Genomic DNA, 17,214 nt, shown 5'->3' on the forward strand with positions numbered 1-17,214 from the left:
GAGGTTGCATGCGGCGTCTCGTCCTCGGTCTTTTGTTCCTGTGCGCCGTGGCGGTCGAGGCCCCGCGCGCGCAGGAGGGCCATTTCCAGCGGCTCGACATCGCGGCGACCGCCCGGCACTGGCAGGCGGTGGGCCGGCTGGAACTGGCGGGCCGGGGGTTCTGCACCGGCACGCTGGTGGCGCCCGACCTCGTGGTGACCGCCGCGCATTGCCTTTACGACCGCGAGACGGGGATGCGCCTCGATCCGGGGCGCATCGCGTTCCGCGCCGGGCTGCGCGACGGGCGCGCGGTGGCCGAGGCCCGCGTGGCGCGCGCGGTGGCGCATCCCGACTATGTCTTCGATGCCGGTGCCTCGGCGCTGCGGGTGCGCCATGACGTGGCGCTGCTGGAACTGGCGCGGGGAATCGACATGCCGGGCGGGCAGATCTTTGCCACCGGGGCCGCCCCCCGCGCGGGCGACAGGATCGGCGTCGTCAGCTACGCGCGCGGCCGCGCCGAGGCGCCGTCGCTTCAGAATGCCTGCCGCGTTCTGGCCCGGCAGGAGGGGATGCTGGTGATGTCCTGCGACGTCGATTTCGGGGCCAGCGGCGCGCCGGTCTTCACGCTTGGCCACGGCGGGCCGCGGATCGTGTCGGTGATCTCGGCGATGGCCGAGGTCGAGGGGCGCAAGGTGTCGCTGGGGATGCCGCTGGCGGGGCCGCTGCGGATGTTGCGCGCCGCCATCGAGGCCGGGCCGGGGATGGTCGCGCGCCCGGTGCTGCGGCGTGTCACCGGGGCCGCGCAAACCCGGCCCTGAGCGTTGCGTCACCCTCTTGACAGGGGGTTTGCCGCTTCCCATCTCTCTATCGCTGCGGCGCCGCCATGCGGGCCGCGCATACCCGGTCTGTCCCGCGTGGGAAGGCCGGCCTTGAAAAGTATCGCTCAAAGGAGGATGACTTATGCGTAACTTCGATCTTGCACCGCTTTACCGTGCGACCGTGGGCTTCGACCAGGTGGCCGACCTGCTGGACCGGGTGATGGCCAGCGACATGGCGCAGCCGACCTACCCGCCCTACAACATCGAGAAGACCGCCGACGACACCTACCGCATCTCGATCGCCGTCGCGGGCTTTTCCGCCGACGACCTGAGTGTCGAGGTCAAGGACGGCGCGCTTGTGGTCTCGGCCCGCAAATCCGGCGATGACGAGAACCGCAGCTACCTGCATCGCGGCATCGCCACCCGCGCGTTCGAGCGGCGCTTCCAGCTGGCCGATCATGTGCGCGTGACCGGGGCGGCGCATGCCGACGGCATGCTGCATATCGACCTCGAGCGCGAGATCCCCGAGGCACTGAAGCCGCGGCAGATCACCATCTCGCGGGATGCGCCGTCGATCCACAAGGATGTCGTGGACGCCGAGAAGGTGAACTGACCACGTCCGAAAGTCCGATGACACGCGCCCGGGCGGCCCTCGCGCCGGCCGGGCGTTTCGCAGGGCGTTCGGTCCGGTGCCCGCCTGTCGCCTGTTGCGACCATCCCGGCGCGGGCGGCGCCGTTTGCGCCCGGCAGCCGCGCGGGTCAAGCCTCAGCCGCGCGGGTCGAGCAGTTTGGCAAGGACCCCGTCGCGCGTGATCTGGCCGAGGATCTCGCCGTTGCGGGCCACGCCGAGCGGCGCGTCGTGTCCTCGTACCTTTTCCATCACCGCCTGGATCGAGGCGTCGGGCGGCACCGTGACCTCGGGCGTGCCGGTCGCCGGTTCCATCACGTCGCGCGCACAGAGCACCCCGAGCGGGTTCATGTGCGCCACGAATTCCGCCACGTAACCGGTCGCGGGGTTGGTGAAGATCTCTTGCGGGGTGCCGCATTGCACGATGCGCCCGCCCTCCATGATGGCGATGCGGCGGCCCAGCTTGAACGCCTCGTCGAGGTCGTGACTGACGAAGATGATCGTGCGGCCCAGCGAGGCCTGCAGATCCAGCAATTCGTCCTGAAGGTGGTTGCGGATCAGCGGGTCGAGCGCCGAGAACGGCTCGTCCATCAAGAGGATCGGCGCGTCGGTGGCGAAGGCGCGGGCAAGACCGACGCGCTGCTGCATGCCGCCCGAAAGCTCGCCCACCTTTCGGTCGGCCCAGTCCGACAGGCTGACAAGGGCCAGCTGATCGGCGACGCGCCGCGCACGATCCGCCTTGGGCACGCGGGCAAGCTCGAGGCCGAGGCCGACATTCTGGGCGACCGTGCGCCAGGGCAGCAGGCCGAATTGCTGGAACACCATCGCGATATGCTGCTGGCGCAGGCGGCGCAGCGTCGACGGATCGGCATGGGTCACATCGACCATGTCGGTGCCGTCATACACCTCGACCGTCCCGCGGGTGACGGGGTTCAGGCCGTTGACCGCGCGCAGCAGCGTGGACTTGCCCGATCCCGACAGCCCCATCAGCACGACGATCTCGCCCGGGGCGACGGCGAGGTCGCAATCATGCACCCCGAGCACCTGGCCGGTGTCCGCTTGGATCTGCGAGCGCGACTGCCCGGCATCCATCAGCGGCAGCGCCGTCTGTGGCGCATCGCCGAACACGATCGAGACCTTGTCGAAGCGGACAGCGACCTCGGTCATTCGCGATCCTTCATGCGCAGCATCCGGTCGAGCACGATGGCCACCACGACGATCATCAGCCCGGACTCGAACCCGAGCGCGATGTTGACGGTGTTGATCGCCCGCAGCACCGGAACGCCCAGCCCGTCGGCGCCCACCAGCGCGCCGATCACCACCATCGACAGCGACAGCATGATGGTCTGGTTCAGCCCGGCCATGATCTGCGGCAGCGCATAGGGCAGTTCCACCTTCCACAGCGTCTGCCGGCCCGTGGATCCGAAGGCCTGCGCGGCCTCCAGCAGCGGCTGCGGCGTGGTCGAGATCCCCAGATGCGTCAGCCGGATCGGCGCGGGGACCACGAAGATCACCGTGGCGATCAGCCCCGGCACCATGCCGATGCCGAAGAACACGATTGCCGGGATCAGATAGACGAAGGGCGGCAGGGTCTGCATCAGGTCGAGCACCGGACGCATGCCGTCGTAAAGCCGCGGGCGGTGCGCGGCGGCGATCCCGATGGGCACGCCGAGCGCCATGCAGAAGATGCACGACGACAGCACCAGCGTCAGGCTTTCGGTGGTCTCCTCCCAGTAATCCTGGTTGAGGATGAAGAGAAACCCCAGCCCGATCAGCAGGCACGTCTTCCAGTTGCGTTGCAACGCCCAGGTCAGGGCGACGAAGACCGCGACGATGACCAGCGGATGCGGTGTCTGCAGCACCCAGAGGAAGGTGTCGATCAGCCATTCCATCATCAGAGACAGCGCGTCGAAGAACCCGGCGGCATTCTCCTGCAGCCACAGAAAGAACGTCTCGGCCCAGTCGCCCACGGGGATCTTGTGCTCGCTCAGCCAGTCCATCAATTTGCCCTCACAATTCGCATCGTTATTTGTAAAAATGCCATTGACAGACATTTGCGGGCGTTTTTATCCGTATCCATACTATGAGGTTCACCCACCATGCGAGAATCATCAATTAGGAACGTCATGCAACTAACATTTAGAGGTTGGAGCCGAGAAACCAAACAGCACAGACACCTCCTTGAGCCGGTCCAAAACAAAGGGAAAGAATTTGAGGTGAAAAAGGTGGCAACGTTTACAACGAAACATGGAAAGTTTGTTTCCCTTCAAAAAGCAAGCAATTTAGGATTGACTGGAGATTTTCTCGTAGAGGTTTCCCTCGATCGTTCAGAAGTAAAGAGATATTTTGAAAAGCTCATAGAAGAAAACCCACTCGAAGCTGTAGAAATTCTTCATAATATGTTGGGAAAGGCTACCGTTCACGCTTTAAACGAAAGATCTAGCGGTTGACGGATTTTCTCGTTGCGCGACAATGAGAACTCCTTGACGCGCAACGAAACCTTGTCAATCCAACGCACTCTCGACCGCCGCCATGGCGTCGCCGCCGTCGCGGGTCGTCACGCCTTCCAGCCATGGCGTGATCGCATCGGGATTGGCGGTCAGCCAATCGGTCGCGGCGTCTTCGGGATCGGCGCCGTCGTCGAGGATCTTGCCCATGATCTCGTTTTCCATGGCCAGCGTGAAGTGCAGGTTCTGCAGGAACTGACCCACGTTCGGGCATTCCTCGACATAGCCCGCGCGGGTGTTGGTATAGACCGTGGCGCCGCCGAGGTCCGGGCCGAACCAGTCATCGCCGCCGGTCAGGTAGGTGAGGTCATGATTGGCGTTCATCGGGTGCGGCTCCCAGCCGAGAAAGACGATCGGCTCGTCGCGGCGACTGGCGCGGCTGACCTGCGCGAGCATCCCCTGTTCGGAACTTTCCTTGAGCTCGAACCCCGACAGGCCGAATGCGTCCGACTCGATCATCTCGAGGATCAGGCGGTTGCCGTCATTGCCCGGCTCGATGCCGTAAATCGTCTCGTCCAGTGCCTCGGCGTGATCGGCGATGTCGCCGAACGAGGTGATGCCGAGATCGGCCCCCACGGCATTGGTCGCCAGCGTGTATTTCGCGCCCTCGAGATTGGCGCGCACGGTGTCGACGGTGCCGGCCTCGCGGTAGGGGGCGATGTCGCCCTCCATGGTGGGCATCCAGTTGCCGAGGAACACGTCGATGTCACCGGCGGCGAGCGACTGGTAGGTGACCGGCACGGCGAGGATCTTGGTCTCGGTGTCATAGCCGAGCGCCTCGAGCACGACGGTGGTGGTGGCGGTGGTCGCGGTGATGTCGGTCCAGCCGACATCGGAGAACGTCACCGTCTCGCAATTGGCAAAGGCCGGCCCGGCGGCGACCGCGACGGCGAGCGCCGCAAGGTGGGTCTTGAAGAGGGTCATCATGGTTCTCCCGTTATCGGAATGTCGGGCGCGCGGCCCGTTTGGCGGAGGGCCCGGAAGATGCCTCCGGGCCCCGCGGGATTTCGCAAGGGGTGGGGCGGTCAGGCCATCCACCACCGCTCGACAAAGCGCATGCCGTCCACGTCCCAGTTCGAGCTCATCTCCTCGGTATGGGCGATGTCGGTGGAGTTGCCGAACACCCAGTTGGCGAACATCGGCACGACCACGCCGCCCTGGTTCGAGACCAGCGCCTGCATCTCGTAATACATCTCGCGGCGCTTGTCCTCGTCGAGCTCGGAGCGGGCCTTGACCAGCAACTCGCCGAAGCGTTCGTTGCACCAGAAGCTGTCGTTCCACGACGCGCCGCACTGATAGGCGGTCGAGAACATCTGGTCCTCGACCACGCGGCCCGACCAGTAGACGGCGCAGAAGTCCTTCTTCATCCAGACATCGGACCAGTAGCCGTCATTGGGCTCTCGCGAGGGCGTCAGGTTGATGCCCGCCTTGGCGGCCGTGCTCTGGTAGAGGACCGCCGCGTCGACCGCGCCGACGAAGGCCGCCTCGGCCGCCGACAGGGTGACGTCGACGCTGTCGAGGCCGGCCTGCTTGAGGTGATACCTGGCCTTGTCGGGATCGTAGGTCTTCTGCTCCAGTTCCTCGTTGAAGAACCGCTGGTTGGGGCCGATCGGGTGATCGTTGCCGACGGACCCGTAGCCGAAGAGAATCTTGTCGACCATCTCCTGCCGGTCGATGCCGTATTTCAGCGCCATGCGGACGTTGTTGTCGGTATAGGGCGCCTCGCGGGTGTCCATGGCGAAGGTGTAGTGCTGGGTGCCGGCGACGGCGTTCACCTGGATGTTGGGGCGGCGCTCCAACAGGTTGACGGTCTTCAGGTCCAGCCGGTCGGCCACCTGCACGTCGCCCGACACCAGCGCGGTGGTGCGGGCGTTCTGATCGACGATCGCGATGATTTCGGCGCTGTCGAACCACCCCACGCCGTCGCGCCACATGTCCTCGCGCCGCTCGACCGAATACGAGACGCCGGGGTTGAAGTCCTTCAGCACGTAGCTGCCGAGGCCATCGCCGGATTGCCAGTCGATGCTGTCGCCGTCGGCGGGGCAGATGCACAGGTGGTAATCGGCCAGGATGAACGGAAAGTCGGCGTTGCCGCCGTCGAGGGTGAACACCACGGTGTCGTCGCCCTCGGTGGTGATTTCCTGGATCGGGGCGACGATGGGACCGGCGGCCGAGGTGCTGTTCTCGCCGCGGTGGAAGTTGATCGAGTTGACGACGTCGGCCAGTTCCAGCGCCTTGCCGGAATGGAAGGTGATGTCGTTGCGGATCTTGACGCGCCACACCTTGGCGTCGGGCGAGGCTTCCCAGCTTTCGGCCACTTCCGCGCGCAGCGATCCGTCCTGCGCGACCTCGGTCAGATGGCCGTGGATGGTGAACGACAGCGAGGTGGTGAAGCTGTTCTCGTAGGTGCCGGGGTTCAGCGTGTCGGTGGTCGCGCCGTGCCCGATCGCGGCGCGCAGATGGCCGCCGCGCTTGGGCTCGGCGCGGGCTTGCAGGGGCAGGCCGGCGGCAAGGGCCGCCCCCGCCGAGGTCGCCATGAAGCCGCGGCGGTTCATGCGGCCAGTGTGCATGCGGCCAGTGTTGAGAATGGTCATCGTTGGTCTCCCCTTGGTGATGTTGATCCCGACCTTGTTTCCGGCATCGGGCCCGGGGCCTCGATCCGCCGTCATGGTCGGTTGTGATGGAACTACGCTAATATGACGGTGCCGTGAATGACAACGGTCTTGGCATGTGACGGATCGGTTCAGGCGGCATGTTCCCCCGATTTTTCTTGATTGACGCGTCAATTAAACACGAATAGGCCGGTGCGGCAAGTTCGAGGACGGAGCCCACCATGCCCAAGGTCGGAATGCAGCCCATACGGCGCGCGGCGCTGATGGAGGCCGCGATTTCCGAGATCGGCGCGCACGGGTCACTGGACGTGACGGTCGCCCAGATCGCCCGCCGCGCCGGCATGTCCTCGGCGCTGGCGCATCATTATTTCGGATCCAAGGACCAGATCTTCGTGGCCGCAATGCGGCACATCCTGACGCTTTACGCGGCCGAGATACGCGGTGCGCTGGTCATGGCGAAAACCCCGCGCGACCGGGTCGAGGCGATCATCCGCGCCAGCTTCACCCCCGCGCAGTTCCGTCCCGAAATGGTCTCGGCCTGGATGAACTTCTACGTGCAGGCGCAGCGATCGGACGCGGCGCGGCGGCTTTTGCACGTCTACCAGCGGCGGCTGCGCTCGAACCTGCATCACGCCATCCGCCGGATCGATGCGGGCCAGGCGCGCACCCTGACCCGCGGCTGTGCCGCCATGATCGACGGGCTCTACATCCGCCAGGCGCTCGGCGAGGGCGGCATCGATCCCGAGACCGCCATCGCCGTGCTGCTGCATTACCTTGACACCAGCCTGCCGGGAGAAAGTCCATGACGCAAAAGCCCAACTTCCTGATCTTCATGGTGGACCAGCTGACCGGAACGCTGTTCGAGGATGGCCCGGCCGACTGGCTGCACACGCCGAACCTGGCAAAGCTTGCCGAACGCTCCACCCGCTTCGCCAACACCTACACGGCCAGCCCGCTTTGTGCGCCGGGGCGGGCCAGCTTCATGTCCGGCCTGCTGCCCTCGCGCAGCCGCGTCTACGACAATGCCGCCGAGTTTTCCGCCGACATCCCCACCTATGCCCACCACCTGCGCCGCGCGGGCTACCAGACCTGCCTGTCGGGCAAGATGCATTTCGTCGGCCCCGATCAGCTGCACGGCTTCGAGGACCGCCTGACGACCGATATCTACCCCGCCGATTTCGGCTGGACGCCGGATTACCGCAAACCGGGCGAGCGGATCGACTGGTGGTATCACAATCTCGGCTCGGTCACCGGCGCGGGTGTCGCCGAGATCTCCAACCAGATGGAATATGACGACGAGGTCGCGTTCCACGGCGCGCAGAAGGTCTACGACCTGGGGCGCGGGCACGACACGCGGCCGTGGTGCCTGACGGTCAGCTTCACCCACACCCATGATCCTTACGTGGCGCGGAAGAAATACTGGGATCGCTACGAGGGGTGCGAGCATCTGCTGCCGCAGGTCCCGGCGATGGAGTACGCCGATCACGACCCGCACTCGCAGCGCATCTTCGACGCCAATGACTGGCGCTCATTTGAAATCACCGACGAGGATATCCGCCGCTCGCGCCGGGCCTATTTCGCCAATATCTCCTATATCGACGCGCATGTAGGCCAGGTCATGGAGGCGCTGGAAGGCACCCGGCAGGTCGAGGACACGATCATCCTCTTCGTGGCCGATCACGGCGACATGCTGGGCGAGCGCGGGCTGTGGTTCAAGATGTCGTTCTACGAGGGCTCGGCCCGCGTGCCGCTGATGATCTCGGCGCCGGGCATGGCGCCGGGCCTGGTGACCGACCCGGTCAGCACCATCGACGTCTGCCCGACGCTCTGCGATCTCGCCGGTGCCGACATGTCCGAGGTCATGCCCTGGGTCGAGGGCCAGTCGCTGGTGCCGCTGGGGCAGGGCGGGGCGCGCGACACCCCGGTGGCGATGGAATACGCCGCCGAGGCCAGCTATGCGCCGCTGGTCGCGCTGCGCGACGGGCGCTGGAAATACACCCGCTGCGCGCTCGACCCCGACCAGCTCTTCGATCTGGAAAACGATCCGAACGAACTGACCAACCTCGCCGAGGACCCTGCGCATGCCGATACGCGCGCGCGGCTTCGCGCCGAGGCCGACACCCGCTGGGATCTCGACGCGTTCGACGCCCAGGTTCGCGAAAGCCAGGCCCGCCGGCTTGTCGTCTACGAGGCGCTGCGCAAGGGCGGCTACTACCCGTGGGATTACCAGCCGCTGCAAAAGGCGTCCGAGCGCTACATGCGCAACCACATGGATCTCAACGTGGTCGAGGAAAACCAGCGTTTCCCGCGAGGCGAATGATGGTTTCACCTTTCCTGAAATACTCGAAATCCGCCGCCGGCCACACGGGGCCACGCTGATGGAGGCCGATTACGTCATCATCGGCGCCGGCAGCGCCGGCTGCGCCATGGCCTACCGGCTGGCCGAGGCCGGCAACTCGGTGCTGGTGATCGAGCATGGCGGCTCGGATGCCGGGCCCTTCATCCAGATGCCCGGCGCGCTGAGCTACCCGATGAACATGCGCCGCTACGACTGGGGCTACCGGACAGAGCCCGAGCCGCATCTCGGCGGGCGGCGCCTCGCCTGCCCGCGCGGCAAGGTGATCGGCGGCTCGAGCAGCATCAACGGCATGGTCTACGTGCGCGGCCACGCGCGCGATTTCGATCACTGGCGCGATCAGGGTGCCGAGGGCTGGGGGTTCGCCGACGTGCTGCCCTATTTCAAGCGGATGGAATGCTGGCACGATGGCGGGCATGGCGGCGATCCCGCGTGGCGCGGGCAGGACGGCCCGCTGCATGTCGGCCGGGGGGGCATGCGCAACCCGCTGGTGCGTGCCTTCATCGCGGCGGGCGTCGAGGCCGGCTACCCCGCGACAGACGACTATAACGGCCACCAGCAGGAAGGCTTCGGCCCGTTCGAGATGACGGTCCACAACGGCCGGCGCTGGTCGGCGGCCAATGCCTATCTGCGCCCGGCGCTCAGGCACGAGATGTGCGACCTGGTGCGCGGCTTCGTGCGCCGCGTGGTGATCGAGGACGGCCGCGCCACCGGTGTCGAGATCGCGCGCGGCGGCGGCACCGAGGTCGTGCACGCCCGCGCCGAGGTGATCGTCGCGGCCTCCACGATCAACTCGCCCAAGCTTTTGATGCTGTCGGGGATCGGCCCCGCCGCGCATCTGGCCGAGCACGGGATCGCGGTCGTCGCCGACCGTCCCGGCGTGGGGGCCAACCTGCAGGACCATCTCGAGCTTTACATCCAGATGGCGGCCAGCCAGCCGGTCAGCCTTTACAAATACTGGAACCTGCCGGGCAAGGCCTGGGTCGGGCTGCGCTGGCTTCTGGGCCGCGGCGGGCCGGGCGCATCGAACCAGTTCGAAAGCTGCGGCTTCATCCGGTCCGCGGCGGGCGTGGAGTATCCCGACATCCAGTTCCACTTCCTGCCGATCGCCGTGCGCTACGATGGCAAGGCCTCGGCCGACGGGCACGGCTTCCAGGCGCATGTCGGGCCGATGCGCAGCGCCTCGCGCGGCGCCGTCACCCTGCGCAGCAACGATCCCGGGGACGATCCGGTGATCCGCTTCAACTACATGAGCGAGGACAGCGACTGGGTCGATTTCCGGCGCTGCATCCGGCTGACGCGCGAGATCCTCGGTCAGCCCGCCTTCGCGCCCTTCACCCGGCACGAGATCCAGCCCGGCGCCGACGTGCAAAGCGACGCCGCCCTCGACGATTTCATCCGCGCGCATGTCGAAAGCGCCTATCACCCCTGCGGCACCTGCAGGATGGGGCGCGCCGACGACGCACAGGCGGTGGTCGACGCCGAGGGCCGGGTGATCGGCGTCGAGGGGCTGCGCGTGGCCGATTCGAGCATCTTCCCGCGGATCACCAACGGCAATCTCAACGCGCCCTCGATCATGGCGGGCGAGAAGATCGCCGATCACGTGCTGGGTCGCCGCCTGCCGGCCGACAATGCCCCGCCGTGGGTGCATCCCGATTGGAAACAAGCGCAGAGATAATCCTGCATTAACCTTTTGTTCACGTTCTGTATTGAAGTGCCCGGGCGTCTCGCGCAGGACGGGGCATGCCGAAATTTTACCTGTCGTTCATACTTCTCCTGCTGCCCGCTTTCGTCTCCGCACAACAGTTCGGCGGGACGGCGCGGGTCGTGGATGGCGACACGCTGGATGTCGGGGGCATCCGCGTGCGCCTGCACGGGCTGGACGCGCCCGAACTGGGGCAGATCTGCACGGCCCCCGACGGCACCGGCTGGGATTGCGGCGCATGGGTGGCGGGCAAGGTTCGCGCCCGGATCAGCGGCCACCGGGTGACCTGTGACACCGTGGACCGGGATCGCTACGGCAGGACCGTGGCGCGGTGCGGCATTGCCGGGCAGGACCTCGCGCGCCAGCTTGTGCGCGACGGGCTGGCACTGGCCTATCGCAAGTATTCCATGGCCTACGCGCCCGAGGAGGCGGCGGCGCGGCGCGCCGGGCACGGCCTGCACGCGCACCGCATGACCCGGCCCGAGGATCATCGCCGCGCGCAGGTCTCGTCGCGGACCGGACCGGCCAATGCGGGCTGCGCGATCAAGGGCAATATCGGCCGCACCGGCACGCGCATCTATCACCTGCCCGGCCAGGCCTTCTACGCCCGCACGTCTATCCGCGTCGCGGCGGGCGAGCGGTGGTTCTGCACCGAGGCCGAGGCGCGCGCGGCGGGCTGGCGGCGCGCGCGGCGCTAGGCCTTGACAGCACCATGATCGGTCGCGGTCTTGATCACGATCAAGGCCGCGTGCGCCGCCCTCTTTTAGCCTGCACATGACACATAGGCAAAAAAGGAAATACCCGATGTCCCACACCCCGCACGAGCTGCATGACGAATTCCCCGACCTCGCCGACCGGATCAGCGAGTTGAAGCAGACCGATGCGCATTTCGCCAAGCTCGCGGACGAGTATCACGACCTCAACCGCCGGATCCACACCGCGGAAACGCTGGTCAACCCGGTCGAGGAATTGACCGAAGTCGAGATGCGCAAGAAACGCGCCCATCTCAAGGACGAGATCTACCGCATGCTGACCGCCTCGGCGTAACCGCCCGGGGGTCGGATCACGCGACGCCGACGGGATGCGGCCAGAGGACCCGCATCCCCCATGCGTGACCACGTGCCACCGCAAGCTCTCACCGTCCGGCGCGAGGATGCGCCGCGAGCGAGCTTTCAGTCGTCAAGGACATGCCCGAAGCGCCCGGCAGCAGGGCAGGGGCGCTGGCACCCCGTTGCTACCCTCGTGGCTACCATGGCAACGGAGCCGGCGCACCCTGCCGCTGCCTGAACGATGGCCGTGTGTCCTGCGAAGACATCACAAGTTTCCCGGGGGCGTCTGAGACTCGACGTCCATGTGGATCAAACCGATGACATTGTTGATGCGTCCGGACCCGTCATACTGGGCCGCGTCGATTTTCTTGTTCCCGGGTGCCGGGTCGAAGATCCCCTGATCCTTGAGCTCTACCCGCACCTGAACATCATCATCGTTCGGGAAATTCGGATCATAAACCTTGATGCGGGTTCCGCTGCCGACCTTGTTGTAGTCATACGCCAGGACCTGGTGGTTGTCCCACAGGTTCCCATTGCCGGCACGGACATAGACCAATCCGAGCACGGTCGGTTGCCCGGCATCGAGTGCGTCGATCACGCTGCGAAATTCGGAGACGGACTTCGCACGGGTAAAGGTGGTGGGGAGGTAGAATTTCAGGAACTTGCCAAGATATCCCCACCCATGCTCGGGATCGAAGGTGTCAATCTGCCGTTGCCACAGGTAATCGAAGAGCGCTCCGGATTGCGGGGTGGTTGACCCCGTGTTCGGAATCGGCCTGCGGTTCAGGAAGAAGTCCCGCGCGGCGAGGGCCATTCCGCCGCAAAGCCCGTAATTGACATTTATGTTTTCGATCTTCCGGTCCAGATTTGCAGGAAGGTTCGGAAGATCGGGAAGCTGGTTGAAACTGTTGGTGAATTCGAAGCCGTGCTTGGATGGCTTGAACTGGCCGAAGCTGTTCACCTCGCCGAGTCGCAGGAATGGCGTGGAAATGTAGCCGACAGTTTCGTTGGTATGGACCTCATCGCGCCCTTCCTCTTCCTGCAGGCGGATCTCGGCCCCGTCAGCCGTGACATTCCGGATACGCGTGACGATCTCGTGTGTGCCGTTGAAGGTCTGGCACTGGGCCACGACCACCGGCCCCGCCTGGAAAGACCGCGAAAATCGAACACTGGCGAAGTTGTGGTCCGTCTCTACGGTGCCGACTTCGATGTACGTATCGTCGTCGATTTCGTGGACGCCTGCTTCGAGCACCACGTATCCGACCTCTTCTTCCACATGCGTTCCGTCAAGGTATTGCCACTCTTCCAGCCTGCACTCGAACGCGTTGGACCCGACATTGCGTACTCTGACATGGCACGGATTGCTGCCATTATAGCTCATCATCTGGGTGAGAACGACCGGCCGGGCATAGGTCCGGTTCGTCGCTATGCTGTGCCAGTCGTCGCGCCTTGGCTGGCTGACGTTCGCGAGGCCCGCTTCGCCGATCACATTGCCCCGGACATCGGCAATCGCCCCCTCCGAGGTGGCGAATAGCCCCACTTCCTCCAGCGTGTGTCGTGTTTCGTTGTCCCTGGATTTTTCTTCTTCCAGAAAGAGCGAGAAGGACCCGTCATCTTCGCGTTCAAGGCGGACACCAACGGTGTCGGGACCGTTGAAGGTCTGGACCGACGCCAGAAGAACGGGGTTCCTCGCCGGGATCGCGGTCAAATTCGTTGTTGTCCAATGATCGTTGGCATCCACAATCCCGGTGGTCATGTTTGCGTTTGCCATGGTCGCCCCCTTTCGTAATCAAAACGAACACAGGCCGCCAAATAATGGAACTGCTTGGTTCCCGAAGCCTCCATTAACCAGCTAAGCCGCTGTTTTGCCTATGACTTCTTTATACAAGGTGCCGTCTTCAAAGGGCACGATCAAGAGAAAATTTTGTCCGTCCGTCGCCGCGGGGCGGGGAGATTGCACGGGGCCCGGACACTTCGTCCGGATCCGGGGCGGGCGCACCGCGCTGTCTCATGCCAGTGCCCCGGTACTGAACCCAGTCCCCCCGATTGACGCGACACCCCCCGTATCAGGGTGTGCCGGGTCAGTTTCGGTGGATGGAACCGCGGGGTCGTCCCCCCTTGTTTTCAGTCATTTCCCGGACTTGATATCCGATCCCCTCTCCTCGACGCATGAGGCGGGAACGCTTGAACGGCAGGGTTGTGCCCGCGCGTCATGTCGGGTCCAGCGCGCCGGTGGCCGGGTCCAGGATCGAGACGGTTACCATCATGCCGTTATCCTCGTGGAACAGGTTATGGCAATGCAGAACGAACTCTCCGGTGAAATCCACCTGTTTGCTGGCCATCACCACCATGGTTCCGGGCAGGAAGGTCGTCTCTTCGCTGTCCTTGATCGGCCCGCCGTCGAAATAGATCGTGTCCCGCCAGATCGGAAAGCGGTACGGGATCGGCGCCGCGTAGACGCGGTTCACCTTGTCGTAGGGCACCCGCGCGAGGGCCTGGAACGAATTGATGTGGATGTGGAAGATATGGGCATCATTCGTGCTGAAGAGGTTCCAGACATCCGTGTCGCCCTTGTAAAGCTGGATCTGCGCGGGATCGTCGAGGTTGCCGTCGAAATACTGGTCGTTGATGAGAAAGGCCGGATATGTCGGAACGCCGGAGGCATTGAAGGCCGCGTCGACCGTCTTGAATTCCAGCGATCTGGTCGCCGGTGGCAGGTTGGCCCCGGTGAGGTCGACCTCGGGCGGCACCGGGCGCTGTATCTCGGGCGCCGCGAAAAGCGACATCGGCGGCAGTGACTGCGGCGTGTCATGCGCGGTGTCGCCGACATCGATCCGGATCAGCGTATCGGTGTTGGGGTCGTCGACTTCCGTGACCATGGGCGACTCGCCGGCCGTGGCCCCGTAAAGTTCGAACTGCCCGGGCGCGTCGGCCTGGATCAGAAGATCAAGGCGCTGCCCCGGAGCCAGCGTGATGATCTCTGCGGTGGTCCAGTAGAGCGACGGGTCGTCGCCTTCCCGCAAGCCCTGGTCGACCTTGAAGTAGGGTTGATCCGCTGGCGCGCCGGGCATCGGCAACAGGGTGATCCCGTCCACCGCGACCGCGTAAAGGCCGGGCAATGGCGTTGACCCGTCGGTTGCGCGCAGCTTTGGCACATAGGTCTGCCCGTTCGTCGCGTTGACGAAGCGCAGCCGCCTGATCTGGCCCTTGGCCAGCGACAGGGTGGGAATGCGCTGGCCGTTCACCGTCGTCGGCGGTTCCGTCGTGGCGTCCCCTTCGGTGAGCGTCAGCCCGTAGCAGGTGCTGGGATCCGGCGCGCCCTTGACATAATACCCCGCCGGATAGAAGACGCCTTCGGTCTCTTCGGCATTGCTGAAATAGTAAGGGATCGTCTGCAGCACGAGGATCTCTTCGTCGGATCGGGTGATGTTGTACGGCGCGGCCGCGATCAGGTCGTCGAAATCGGGCTTGCCGTCCTGGCTGCGCACGATCAGCGCGCCGGACATGCCCGGGCCCACCTGGCTTGCGACCGCGCCGTGCTTGTGGGGGTGGTACCAGAAGGTGCCGACGGGGTGATCGCCGGGCATCTGGTAGCGATAGGGGTAGAGTTTCGGCTGCGCGATCATCATCGGATCGGTGTCCGCGCCCGAGCGGATGGAGAGCAGAACATCATCCGACGGCGCCTGCGGGGTGACGTGCAAGCCATGCGTGTGCAGGTTGGTCGTCGTGTACCCGTGCGGCCGCCATCCCGATTGCGGGGAGGTCATGACGATGTTGTGGTCCGTGCCGCAGATGGTGATGTCATTCGTCAGGTAGACGCCGTTGACGTCGCCGCGCACGAATTCCAGTGTCGGGCCGACGACGGGCGGCGCGGTGTCCCCCGAGGCCGGGTCCAGATAGGCCGGGGCGGTCAGCGCGATACCGTAAAGATCCGCATCCCGGCGCGTCGTCGAGGCAAGCGCAAAGAGCCTGTCCGGAAGGGATGCGCCTCCGAAACCGGGCACCCGCTTCAACGCCTTGAGATATTCCTTCGCCAGGTCCGATTTTGCGGTCAGCAGCGTGCCGGCCGGCGGGCTTTTCAGCGCCGCGCCGCCCTTGGTCTTCGCATGCAGTCCGTGCGGCCAGGACAGCGCCGTGGACCCGGCCAGACCCGCGAGAAGCCCGAGGGCCTGACGTCGATTGACATGCCAGCGGTCCGTGCGTGCAGCCGGATGATCCGAACGCGTCCCCAGCGCAGTGTCGATACTTTCGTTTGTCACGCGGAGTCTCCAATAACCTGAAATCAACTATCGTTACGGTGGAAACAATTGCGACGTTTGGCAAGATAAAGTTCTCGCGGCCCTGAAAGAGCACGCCGACGTGAGCTTGACAGAGAGTGCTGCCAGACATTCCGAAAATGGTATCATGAAAGGGAAGGTTGCCATGCCCGGTGCCATACAGAGATTGCGCCACGCGACACCGTCAGGTGCTCGTTCTGATTGCGGACGCGACGTCGCCCATGCTCTGCGTAGAGTCCCAAGTCACTCTGCATGTCCATGCATGGCTGGCACATCCACGTTTCAAGATGCTCCATGTCGATGCGTGAGTTATCATGGATGGCATGTGCAATCTCTATTCCAACACCATGCCGCCCGCCGCCATGCGCCAGCTGTTCGCGGTGGATCCCGCGAATGACCGGTTGGGCAATGCCGAGCCACAGCCTGCCATCTTCCCGAAGACCATGTCGCCGATCGTCGGGGTCGGTTCGGACGGCGCGCGCTGGCTGGAGAACGCGCATTGGGGGTTCGTGCTGCCCCAGGTCTCGAAGAAGACCGGCAAGCCGATCCAGCCGAAGGCGGTAAACAACGCGCGGGACGACAAGCTGCGCAATTCCCGGTTCTGGGCCAAAAGCTTTGAGGAGCGGCGCTGCCTGATCCCGGCCACAAGCTACTGCGAGCCCAAGGGACGCAACCCGGCCACCTATGTCTGGTTCGGCGTGGTCGGCGTTGAAGAGCGACCGCCGTTCGCCCTTGCGGGCATCTGGCGCCATTACAACGGTAATTACGGCGGCGAAGAGCGCGAGATGATCACCTCGTCGATGGTCACGACAATGCCGAACGCGCTGACGCGACAGACGCATCCCGATCGCTCGCCCGCGATCCTCGATCCCGAGGATTACGAGCAGTGGCTGACCGGGACCCCCGATCAGGCCTTCGCGCTGATCCGGCCCTTCCCGGCCGCGCGCATGGTCATCCATCAAAGCGGCGAGGGGCTCAAGGCCGACCGGGGTGGTCTGAGCGATGCCATATAACCAGGGGTCGGCCTGTCGAGTTCCTGCCCGATATGCCGCCAGGCATCGCACCCGACCAGATATCTCGGCAACATGTCCGGTGGCAGACAATCGTCCGAGACAGGCGCGCTTTCCTCGAGACTGCCTCGAGACCGCAGCGGGCTGGCGCAGGTGCTGACCCTCTTTCCGCTCGCGCGAACCGAGAAAACCAGCCTGACGGATCCGCCATGGGTCACGCATGAACCATCGCGTCCGCGCGCGTGCCGGCTCGAAGGTCGCCTTGGTGGGAAA

General features: G+C 64.9%; 15 protein-coding genes. 9 read left to right on the plus strand and 6 right to left on the minus strand.

Annotation, left to right across the window (positions count from 1 at the left end; genetic code table 11):
- Positions 1-8: 8 nt before the first annotated feature.
- Together V8324_RS11870 and V8324_RS11875 are read left to right on the plus strand one after the other, a co-directional pair.
- Complete coding sequence (locus V8324_RS11870) at positions 9-797, plus strand: trypsin-like serine peptidase (protein ID WP_336420145.1); 789 nt, start codon at positions 9-11, stop codon at positions 795-797.
- Positions 798-939: 142 nt separating this feature from the next.
- On the plus strand, positions 940-1,410 hold the full coding sequence (locus V8324_RS11875) for an Hsp20 family protein (RefSeq protein WP_336420146.1): 471 nt from the start codon (positions 940-942) through the stop codon (positions 1,408-1,410).
- Between the two features lie 153 nt (positions 1,411-1,563).
- On the opposite strand, the gene choV is transcribed toward V8324_RS11875, so the two are convergent.
- Positions 1,564-2,592, minus strand: coding sequence for a choline ABC transporter ATP-binding protein (choV, locus tag V8324_RS11880; RefSeq protein WP_336420147.1), 1,029 nt, complete (start codon positions 2,590-2,592; stop codon positions 1,564-1,566).
- Positions 2,589-3,425 carry a choline ABC transporter permease subunit gene (gene choW / locus V8324_RS11885; protein ID WP_336420148.1) on the minus strand — a complete coding sequence of 279 codons (837 nt, stop codon included), beginning with the start codon at positions 3,423-3,425 and terminating at the stop codon, positions 2,589-2,591. Before choW ends, choV begins: the two co-directional genes overlap by 4 nt.
- A 126-nt stretch (positions 3,426-3,551) precedes the next feature.
- Here choW and V8324_RS11890 point away from each other — a divergent pair, with 126 nt between their 5' ends.
- Complete coding sequence (locus tag V8324_RS11890; RefSeq protein WP_336420149.1) at positions 3,552-3,875, plus strand: hypothetical protein; 324 nt, start codon at positions 3,552-3,554, stop codon at positions 3,873-3,875.
- Between the two features lie 54 nt (positions 3,876-3,929).
- On the opposite strand, the gene V8324_RS11895 is transcribed toward V8324_RS11890, so the two are convergent.
- Both V8324_RS11895 and V8324_RS11900 read right to left on the minus strand, forming a co-directional pair.
- The gene (locus V8324_RS11895; RefSeq protein WP_336420150.1) at positions 3,930-4,856 is read right to left on the minus strand and encodes a choline ABC transporter substrate-binding protein; all 927 of its coding nucleotides are present in this window, start codon (positions 4,854-4,856) and stop codon (positions 3,930-3,932) included.
- A gap of 101 nt (positions 4,857-4,957) precedes the next feature.
- Complete coding sequence (locus V8324_RS11900) at positions 4,958-6,526, minus strand: ABC transporter substrate-binding protein (protein WP_336420151.1); 1,569 nt, start codon at positions 6,524-6,526, stop codon at positions 4,958-4,960.
- Between the two features lie 239 nt (positions 6,527-6,765).
- Between V8324_RS11900 and betI the strand changes: the two genes are divergently transcribed.
- The 5 genes from betI to V8324_RS11925 all read left to right on the plus strand — a co-directional run bounded on the left by betI (position 6,766) and on the right by V8324_RS11925 (position 11,652).
- Positions 6,766-7,350 carry a transcriptional regulator BetI gene (gene betI, locus V8324_RS11905; RefSeq protein ID WP_336420152.1) on the plus strand — a complete coding sequence of 195 codons (585 nt, stop codon included), beginning with the start codon at positions 6,766-6,768 and terminating at the stop codon, positions 7,348-7,350.
- Positions 7,347-8,864 (plus strand): choline-sulfatase, encoded by a 1,518-nt coding sequence (gene betC / locus V8324_RS11910; RefSeq protein ID WP_336420153.1) that lies wholly within the window; start codon positions 7,347-7,349, stop codon positions 8,862-8,864. Before betI ends, betC begins: the two co-directional genes overlap by 4 nt.
- Before the next feature lie 58 nt (positions 8,865-8,922).
- Positions 8,923-10,578 carry a choline dehydrogenase gene (gene betA, locus V8324_RS11915; protein ID WP_336420154.1) on the plus strand — a complete coding sequence of 552 codons (1,656 nt, stop codon included), beginning with the start codon at positions 8,923-8,925 and terminating at the stop codon, positions 10,576-10,578.
- Positions 10,579-10,643: 65 nt separating this feature from the next.
- Complete coding sequence (locus tag V8324_RS11920) at positions 10,644-11,303, plus strand: thermonuclease family protein (protein WP_336420155.1); 660 nt, start codon at positions 10,644-10,646, stop codon at positions 11,301-11,303.
- Between the two features lie 106 nt (positions 11,304-11,409).
- On the plus strand, positions 11,410-11,652 hold the full coding sequence (locus V8324_RS11925; protein ID WP_336420156.1) for a YdcH family protein: 243 nt from the start codon (positions 11,410-11,412) through the stop codon (positions 11,650-11,652).
- A 267-nt stretch (positions 11,653-11,919) separates the two neighbouring features.
- On the opposite strand, the gene V8324_RS11930 is transcribed toward V8324_RS11925, so the two are convergent.
- Positions 11,920-13,425, minus strand: coding sequence for a hypothetical protein (locus tag V8324_RS11930; RefSeq protein WP_336420157.1), 1,506 nt, complete (start codon positions 13,423-13,425; stop codon positions 11,920-11,922).
- 439 nt (positions 13,426-13,864) lie between these two features.
- On the minus strand, positions 13,865-15,913 hold the full coding sequence (locus V8324_RS11935; protein WP_336420158.1) for a multicopper oxidase family protein: 2,049 nt from the start codon (positions 15,911-15,913) through the stop codon (positions 13,865-13,867).
- Between the two features lie 341 nt (positions 15,914-16,254).
- Between V8324_RS11935 and V8324_RS11940 the strand changes: the two genes are divergently transcribed.
- Positions 16,255-16,944, plus strand: coding sequence for an SOS response-associated peptidase (locus V8324_RS11940; protein ID WP_336420159.1), 690 nt, complete (start codon positions 16,255-16,257; stop codon positions 16,942-16,944).
- Positions 16,945-17,214 lie beyond the last annotated feature (270 nt).

The organism is Roseovarius sp. D22-M7, assembly GCF_037083785.1.
Taxonomy (GTDB): Bacteria; Pseudomonadota; Alphaproteobacteria; order Rhodobacterales; family Rhodobacteraceae; genus Roseovarius.